Source organism: Dietzia sp. UBA5065 (genome assembly GCA_002415925.1).
Classification (GTDB): Bacteria; Actinomycetota; Actinomycetes; order Mycobacteriales; family Mycobacteriaceae; genus Dietzia.
On sequence record DIAZ01000182.1, the window covers coordinates 3,430 to 11,871 of the forward strand.

The 8,442-nt window shown below is 70.6% G+C and carries 6 protein-coding genes and 1 rRNA gene; 6 read left to right on the top strand and 1 reads right to left on the bottom strand.

Annotated features, from left to right (window positions below):
* From B4M60_RS15080 to B4M60_RS15095, 4 genes are all read left to right on the top strand, one after another.
* Nucleotides 1–2,561 (top strand): arabinosyltransferase (locus B4M60_RS15080; protein WP_291085899.1); only part of this gene is annotated, 2,561 nt, incomplete at its 5' end.
* A 52-nt stretch (nt 2,562–2,613) separates the two neighbouring features.
* Complete coding sequence (locus B4M60_RS15085; protein ID WP_291085902.1) at nt 2,614–3,414, top strand: enoyl-CoA hydratase; 801 nt, start codon at nt 2,614–2,616, stop codon at nt 3,412–3,414.
* The gene (locus B4M60_RS15090; protein WP_291085905.1) at nt 3,402–4,619 is read left to right on the top strand and encodes a CobW family GTP-binding protein; all 1,218 of its coding nucleotides are present in this window, start codon (nt 3,402–3,404) and stop codon (nt 4,617–4,619) included. Before B4M60_RS15085 ends, B4M60_RS15090 begins: the two co-directional genes overlap by 13 nt.
* A 183-nt stretch (nt 4,620–4,802) precedes the next feature.
* Nucleotides 4,803–5,693, top strand: coding sequence for a LuxR C-terminal-related transcriptional regulator (locus B4M60_RS15095; protein ID WP_291085908.1), 891 nt, complete (start codon nt 4,803–4,805; stop codon nt 5,691–5,693).
* 30 nt (nt 5,694–5,723) lie between these two features.
* On the opposite strand, the gene B4M60_RS15100 is transcribed toward B4M60_RS15095, so the two are convergent.
* Nucleotides 5,724–6,299 carry a cob(I)yrinic acid a,c-diamide adenosyltransferase gene (locus B4M60_RS15100; protein ID WP_291085911.1) on the bottom strand — a complete coding sequence of 192 codons (576 nt, stop codon included), beginning with the start codon at nt 6,297–6,299 and terminating at the stop codon, nt 5,724–5,726.
* A 70-nt stretch (nt 6,300–6,369) separates the two neighbouring features.
* Between B4M60_RS15100 and murA the strand changes: the two genes are divergently transcribed.
* Together murA and B4M60_RS15110 are read left to right on the top strand one after the other, a co-directional pair.
* On the top strand, nt 6,370–7,653 hold the full coding sequence (gene murA / locus B4M60_RS15105) for a UDP-N-acetylglucosamine 1-carboxyvinyltransferase (protein WP_291085913.1): 1,284 nt from the start codon (nt 6,370–6,372) through the stop codon (nt 7,651–7,653).
* Nucleotides 7,654–8,192: 539 nt separating this feature from the next.
* A 16S ribosomal RNA gene (locus B4M60_RS15110) occupies nt 8,193–8,442 on the top strand; the annotation flags it as partial.

Below are 8,442 nucleotides of genomic sequence, written 5' to 3' on the forward strand. Positions count from 1 at the left end.
TCGCGCTGATCGCCCTGCACCGGCTGGACCTGCGGGACGGCCGTGCCGGGCGACGGGTGTTGCCGACGGGGTGGTGGAAGCCGCGGCCGCTCGACCTCGGGGTGGTGGCCACGCTCCTGGTGTGGCACGTCATCGGTGCCAACACGGCGGACGACGGGTACATCCTCACCGAGGCTCGTGCGGCGGTGTCCAGCGGATACATGCCTGAGGTGTTCCGCTATTACGGTGCCCCCTACGCGCCGTTCGGCATGCCGTACTACCTCTACACCGCGATCAGCTCCATCACGTTGGGCAGCGTGTGGCTGCGCCTGCCGGCGCTGCTCCTCGGGATCGCCTCGTGGATCCTGCTCTCCCGCGAGGTCATCCCCCGGCTCGGGGTCGCCGCCCGCCGTTCGTCGGCGGTCCGGTGGAGCACCGCCGCGGTGTTCCTCGCGTTCTGGCTCACCTACAACAACGGGCTGCGTCCCGAGCCGATCGTCGCCTTCGGGGTCCTGGCCACCTGGGTCTCGCTCGAGCGCGCGTTGGCGACCGGGCGCCTGCTGCCCGCGGCCACCGGCTTCATCATCGGCGGACTCACCCTGTCCGCGGCGCCCACGGGGACCTTCTGCATGGCCGCGATCATCGCCGCCTCGCGGCCGCTGCTGCTCCTGGTGATCCGCCGGGCCCGGCGGGACGGATGGGTCCCCACGGTGGCCCCGCTGCTCGCGGCGGGCCTGGGCGTCCTGCACCTGATCTTCCTCGACCAACCGTTGGTCACCACGCTGCAGTCGTCGGCCCTGCTCGGCGACGTGGGCCCCACCGGCCGGTGGTTCGAGGAGGTGTGGCGCTACGAGTGGCTCATGAACCCGACGCCGGACGGGTCGCTCGCCCGCCGCTTCGCGGTCCTGGCCATGTTCCTGTCCCTCATCACCTGCGCCGCCATCCTGTTCCGCAAGGGTCGGATCCCCGGGGTCGCCGTGGGGCCCGCCCGCCGGATCGTGGGACTGGCCGCCATCTCCATCGCGTTCATGGCGCTCAACCCCACCAAGTGGACCCACCACTTCGGGGCGTTCGCGACCATCGGGGCCGCCCTGGCCGCGCTGGCCACCATGGCGGTGCTCCCCGCCGCGACGCGCTCGCTGCGCAACCGGATGCTGTTCCTCGCGGCCGTGTTCTTCGTCCTGGCGTTGAGCTTCACCTCCACCAACGGCTGGTGGTACATCTCGATCTACGGCATCCCGTGGGGAGGCGCCCAGCCCTCGATCGCCGGGATCACGCTCTCGTCGGTGTTCCTCGGCCTGATGCTCGTCTCGCTGCTGGCCGCGCTCGTCCTGCACTACCGGGAACCGTTCCTGCGGCAGGCGGGGCGGGAGCACACGGTCGCGGACCGCGGCCCGGTGGTCCGGCGGCTCCGGGCGGTCGCGCACGCGCCCCTCGGGTTGGCGGCGGCCCTCGTCGTCGTGGTGATCGTGGCGTCCATGGCGGCCGCGGTGCGCAACCAGTACCCCGGGTATTCCGTGGGGCTGCAGAACCTCCGGGCGCTGTCCGGCGAGCCGTGCGGCATCGCCGACGCGGTGCTCGCCGAGCCCGACGCCAACGCCGGTCTGCTCGCCCCGATGGGCGACCCCCGGGACCAGCTCCGGGCGGGGGCGGAGCCCGTCAGGTTCGCCCCGGACGGGATCCCGGCGGATCTCACCGCGACCCAGGCGGTGGACACCGACACCCCGGGGACGGGCGAGGACTCCGACTCCACGGCGACCACCGCCGGCACCGAGGGCGGCGTGCGCGCGGGCGAGGGCATCAACGGCAGCCACGCCGCGCTGCCGTTCGGGCTGGACCCCGCGCGGGTTCCGGTCCTGGGCAGCTACCAGACCGGCACGCAGTTCAACGCCGAGACCACGACCGACTGGTACCGCCTCCCGGCGCGGACCGGGGGGAATCCCCTCGTCACCATCGCGGTGGCCGGGTCCTTCGCGCCGGACGCGGTGCGCGTGGAGTACGCGACCGGCGCCGGCGACCCGGTCGGGCCGGCGGGCTCGGTGCTGCCGGTGGACATCGGCCCGGCCCCGTCGTGGCGCAACCTCCGCGTCCCCCTGGACACGCTGCCCGCCGACGCGTCGGCGATCCGGCTCGTGGTGCGTGACCTCGACCCGGACCCGTCGCGGTGGATCGCGTTCACCCCGCCGCGCGTGCCGGAGCTGGTGACCATGCAGGAGCTCGTCGGGGACTCGCGCCCGGTGCTCCCGGACTGGGCGGTGGCGTTCCACGTGCCGTGCCTGCGGCCCTTCGACGAGTTCGCGGGGGTCCACGAGCTGCCCGAGTACCGGGTGCTCCCGGACCGCGGGCTCGCGGTGAGCTCCACCAACACCTGGCAGGCGTGGGACGGGGGTGGGCCGATCGGCTTCATCGAGCTGCTGCTGTCCGGCGAGACCGTGCCCACCTACCTCGAGCACGACTGGTCCCGCGACTGGGGTTCGCTGGTCCGGTACGAGCCGGTGGTGCCCGACGCGCGTCCGGCGACGGTCGAGCACGGCCAGACCGTACGGTCGGGGCTGTGGAACGGGGGACCGTTGGCCAGGTGACGGGCTAGCATCGGCCCCGGAACCTTTTACAAGGAAGTCCAAGTAACCCGACATGACTGGAGACGCTGTGTCCGTGACCGAGAAGCAGTTCGAGTACATCCTGGTGGAGCAGACGGGCCGCGTCGCGGTGATCACGCTCAACCGCCCCAAGGCGCTCAACGCGCTGAGCAGCGGTATGGAGAAGGAGGTCGTCGAGGCGGTCGAGGGTCTGGACTCCGACCCCGGCGTCGGGTGCATCGTCGTCACCGGCTCGGAGAAGGCCTTCGCGGCCGGCGCCGACATCAAGGAGATGAAGGACAAGACCTACCCGGGCATCTACCTCGAGCGCTTCTTCCACGACTGGAAGCGCCTCACCGCCGCGCGCACCCCGATCATCGCGGCCGTGTCCGGCTTCGCGCTGGGCGGCGGCTGCGAGCTGGCCATGATGTGCGACATGATCATCGCCGGTGACAACGCCAAGTTCGGGCAGCCGGAGATCACCCTCGGCGTGATCCCGGGCATGGGCGGCTCGCAGCGACTCACCCGCGCCGTGGGCAAGGCCAAGGCCATGGACCTGTGCCTGACCGGCCGCCAGATGGACGCCGCCGAGGCCGAGCGCTCCGGCCTGGTCACCCGCGTCGTCCCCGCCGCCGAGCTGCTCGACGAGACGATGAAGATCGCCGAGAAGATCGCCTCGATGAGCAAGACCACCGCCATCGCGGCGAAGCAGGCGGTCAACCGCTCCTTCGAGACCACCCTCGAGGAGGGGCTGCTCGCCGAGCAGAACGCCTTCTACGCGTTGTTCGCCACCGAGGATCAGACGGAGGGAATGTCGGCGTTCGCCGAGAAACGCAGGCCCGAGTGGCGTCGCTGAGCCACGAGCTCACCCGCGCGCACCTCGCCGGGGGCGGACGGTCCGACCGCCGCGCCCCCGGCGAGCCGCTGCCGGTGCTGGTCCTCACGGGCTACCTCGGCGCGGGCAAGACGACCCTGCTCAACCACCTGCTCTCCGGCGCCCCGGGGTTGCGCATCGCGGCGATCGTCAACGACTTCGGCGAGATCGACGTGGACGCGGCCGCGGTCGCCGGCCGCGTGGACTCCCTGGTCTCCCTGTCCAACGGGTGCATCTGCTGCGAGGTCGAGGCCGGCGAGCTCGGGGAGGCGCTCACCCGGCTCTCCGGCGACGAGCACGGCCTCGACCTGGCGGTGATCGAGGCGAGCGGCCTGGCCGAGCCCGCGATCCTGTCCCGCATGGTCCACGACGTCCCGCGCGAGGTGGTGCGGCACGCGGGGATGGTCCAGGTGGTGGACGCCGAGAATCTCGACGACGCGCTGGAGCGGCACCCGCGGCTGGCGGCGCACCTGGCGGAGGCGGACCTCGTCGTGGTCAACAAATGCGACCTGGTCTCGCGCGCACGGTTCGGCGAGCTGCGGGCGACGATCCGCACGCACGCCCCGCGGGTCGCGGTGTGGCCCGCCGTCCGCGCCGCGGTCCCCACCGGGCTCCTCCTGGGGAGGGAGGAACCGGATGCGGCGACCCCCGCGACCCCCGCTACCCACCGACCTTCGGCCGGCGGGCCCCCGCACGACCACTCCCACCTCCACGACTCCTATTCCGCGATCACGGTGGTGCCCGCGGGGGACCTCCATCCCCGCCGGTTCCTCGCCGCGCTCTCCGACCCACCGGCCGGCGTCTACCGCGCCAAGGGCATGCTCGCCCTGGCCACCGCCGACGGACCGCGCCCGTACGACGTCGCGCTGGTGGGGCGCCGGCTGGAACTCCGCGCTCGGCCGGTCGGTGCCGGGGGAGAGGACACCGTGGGGTTGGTGGTGATCGGCGTCGATCTCGACGACGATGAGGTGGCGCACTTCCTCGACGAGGCCGTGCGGACCCCGGGCGAACCGGTCGACACGGCCGCGGTCCTGGGCCTGCACCCGTACCTGGTCGGCGACCCGGACTCCAGCGACGTCGAGGAGTGGATCTACGACGAGCAGCGCACGACCCCGCTCACCGGGGCGGCCGCGATGCTGGCGGATCCCGAGGATCCCGAGGCATTCGATCCAGCTTTCACGCCCTGACCGTGGCGTGGGCCGGATAGCGCGCGGTGTACCCCCGCCGACTCCGAACCACCTCGGCGTATCCGGTCGGCGGCACCCCGGTCACGTGCGTATAGTGACGATGTCGACGGTGACGTGTGGCACTCGCGGGGGGAGTTCCCCGGCTCGCGGTGGGGGTATGCCACGGACGAGGGAGGAGACCTCGTGGACGAGGAGAATACCGGTCGTGGCGCGCCCGGAGGGGCCGCGGGCGAGGCCCAGCGGCGCCGGCGCGACCTGGCGTCGGTGCGCAGCGCGATCGCGGCGCTGCGCGAGTCCACTGGCATCCCCGTGACGATCGGCGGCGTCGTGGGCGAGGGACACACGCTGGTCCTGTCGGAGTCCCTGGGCATGCGGACCTCGGCGATGAAGGACCTCACGGTCCACTACGGTGCCGGCGTGGGTGGCAGGGTCATGGCCACCGGGAAGCCGGTCGGTGTGGCCGACTATCCGCGGGCCGGGGTGATCACGCACGAGTACGACCTCCCGGTCCTGTCCGAGGGGCTTCGGTCGATGGCCGCGATCCCGGTGGTCGTGGGCAAGGACGTCCGCGCCGTCCTCTACGCGGGCGTGCACTCCTCCGTCCGGTTCGGGGAGAAGGTGCTCAACCAGATGGCGGCCACCGCCCGCGCGCTCGAACAGGAGATCGCGGTCAACGACGCCCTCGCGGCCCGGGGCGCCGCCCCGGTCGGGCCGGGTGTCGGCGAGGGCCGCTGGGACGACATCCTGTCCAACGAGCGGATGCGGGAGACCCACGCCAGGCTCCGGATGTTGGCCTCCCGCACCGAGGACCCGGAGGTGCGCGCGGAGCTCGAGACCATCTGCGCCGAGATGGTGTCGCCACCGCCCGAGATGCCGACGGCGCGGTTGTCCCGGCGCGAGCTCGACGTCCTCGCCTGCGTGGCGCAGGGAAAGACCAACATCGAGACGGCGGCCGACATGGGTATCGGCGCGGAGACCGTCAAGAGCTACCTGCGGTCGGTCATGCGCAAGCTCGACGCGCACACCCGGTTCGAGGCGGTCAACGCCGCCCGCCGCATGGGCGCCCTGCCCTGAGCCCCGCGGCTCCGGTGACCGGCGGGGGGATCAGCCGCGCTCCCCGCCCGGCACCCACAGCACGTCGCCGTCCGGGTTGGCCACACGGCCCAGGACAAACAGGAGGTCCGACAGCCTGTTGAGGTACTTCGCCGGCAGCGGGGACGTGGTGTCCGGGTGCGCCTCGACGGCCGCCCAGGCCGCCCGCTCGGCGCGTCGCGTCACGGTGCGGGCCACGTGGAGGTACGCGCCGCCGGGGGTCCCCCCCGGCAGGATGAACGAGTTCAGGTCCGGGAGATCGGCGTTGAACTCGTCGATCCAGGTCTCGAGCCGCTCGATGTAGGCCGGCTCGATGCGCAGCGGTGGGTACGGGGGATCGGCCACCTCCGGGGTAGAGAGGTCGGCGCCGGCGTCGAACAGGTCGTTCTGGACCACGCGCAGGACCGAGGCCACCCGCTCGTCCAGCCCGCCGCACGTGATCGCGACACCGATCGCGGCGTTCGCCTCGTCGCAGTCCGCGTAGGCGGCCAGGCGGGCGTCGTTCTTGCCCACCCGGGAGAAGTCGGACAAGCCGGTGGTGCCGTCGTCGCCGGTCCGGGTATAGATCTTCGTCAGATGCACAGCCATGGGGCCAACCTACGCGGTCGCGGCGCACCGGATGCCCGGGTCGTCCCCGGTTCTCGCCTAGGGTGGACCCGTGAGCGGAAACCCCACGTCCCGCGAGGAGAGCTTCCTCGTCACCGGCGGTACACGTCTGGTCGGCGAGGTCTCCGTCGCCGGCGCGAAGAACAGCGTCCTCAAGCTCATGGCGGTGGCCCTGATGGCGGAGGGGCGCACCACACTGACCAACTGCCCGGACATCTCCGACGTCCCCGCGATGGCCGACGTCCTGCGACACCTCGGGTGCACCGTGGAGATCACCGGTGACACCGTGGTGATCGACACCCCGGCTGACCTCGGTCATGTCTCCGACGACACGGCGGCGCAACGACTCCGCGCCTCGGTCTGCATCCTCGGCCCGCTGGTCGGCCGTCACCACCGGGCCGTGTTGGCGATGCCGGGAGGGGACGCGATCGGCGACCGGCCGCTGAACTGGCACCGCGAGGCGCTCGAGGAGCTGGGTGCCACCACCCGGATGGATCACGGCCGGCTGGTCGCCGAGGCGGTGGAACTCACGGGCGCGCAGTACGAGCTCGAGTTCCCCTCCGTCGGGGCGACCGAGACCTTCCTCTTCGGCGCGGTCCTGGCCCGGGGCACGTCGACCCTGCTGAACGCGGCCCGCGAGCCCGAGATCGTGGACATCTGCGACCTGCTCACGGAGATGGGGGCCAAGATCAGCGGCGCCGGGTCCAAGACCATCACGATCGAGGGCGTCGACGAACTTCATCCGGTGAGCCACCGGGTGATCGGGGACCGGATAGTGGCGGCCACCTGGGCGATGGGCGCGGTCATGACCCGGGGCGACGTCACGGTCACCGGGATCGACCCGATGTACCTCTACGTCGTGCTGGAGATCCTGCGGGGAGCCGGCGCGCAGGTGGAGACCGGACCCGACTGGGTCCGGGTCAGGCAGGAGGGCCGCCCCCGCGCGAGGAACGTCCGCACGCTGCCGTTCCCGGGCTTCCCGACGGATCTGCAGCCGATGGCCATCGCACTGGCGTCGGTGTCGGACGGGTTCTCCGTGGTCACCGAGAACCTCTTCGAGGCGCGCTTCCGCTTTGTGGAGGAGATGGTGCGGATGGGAGTGGACGTGGAGACCGACGGCCACCACGCCAAGATCCGTGGCCGCGAACGCCTGGACTCCGCCACCGTATGGGCCAGCGACATCCGCGCCGGCGCGGGACTGGTGCTGGCCGGCATGTGCGCCGACGACGTGACCGAGGTCTGCGAGATCTTCCACATCGATCGCGGGTATCCGGACTTCGTGGAGAAGGTGCGGTCCCTCGGCGGGCGGATCGACCGCGTGGACACCCATCGATGACGCGCTGGCATCGATGACGCGCTGTGCCGATCCGCGAAATCTCCGGCTGACCAGGCGATTTGGTGTTCCGTTGGGCCGCGTGTAACTTTATCGGAGCCGCCAGGGAGCGAGCCCGAGCCGAGAGGCCAGGGAGCGCGAACGGGCGGTGGCTCCGAAGAAGCGAGAAGGACACGCCGGTTTGACCCGGTGAGGCCGGACAGCTAAGTTGGAGAAGTTGCTCTGAAGAGAGTCAGCGAAGCCGCGAGGCAGAGGAAAACCCCGGTTTTGGAAACGGGGAGCGAGCCTGCTAAGCTGGTGGAGTTGCCTCCGAGAGGGAGCGGCGAGATCACCCCGGACGCTACATGGCGATGGTGCCATAGAGCAACGGTGTGTGGGTGTTGTTTGAGAACTCAACAGTGTGTTTTGTTTGTGATAGTGCCAAATTTTTTGTTTGGTTGCGACCCTTTCACATCCCTGTCGTGGGGGTCGCGTTTTTTGAACAGCCAGTTTGTTTGGTTTGTTTTTTGCTTGGATTGTGCTTTTCGTAGTGCTGAGAAGCTTTTATGGAGAGTTTGATCCTGGCTCAGGACGAACGCTGGCGGCGTGCTTAACACATGCAAGTCGAACGGTAAGGCCCCTTCGGGGGTACACGAGTGGCGAACGGGTGAGTAACACGTGGGTAATCTGCCCTGCACTTCGGGATAAGCCTGGGAAACTGGGTCTAATACCGGATATGAGCTCCTGCCGCATGGTGGGGGTTGGAAAGTTTTTCGGTGCAGGATGAGTCCGCGGCCTATCAGCTTGTTGGTG

Coding starts and splice junctions, on each gene's coding strand:
- B4M60_RS15085 (WP_291085902.1), top strand. CDS start 2,614: ATGACTGGAGACGCTGTGTCCGTGACCGAGAAGCAGTTCGAGTACATC.
- B4M60_RS15100 (WP_291085911.1), bottom strand. CDS start 6,299: ATGGCTGTGCATCTGACGAAGATCTATACCCGGACCGGCGACGACGGC.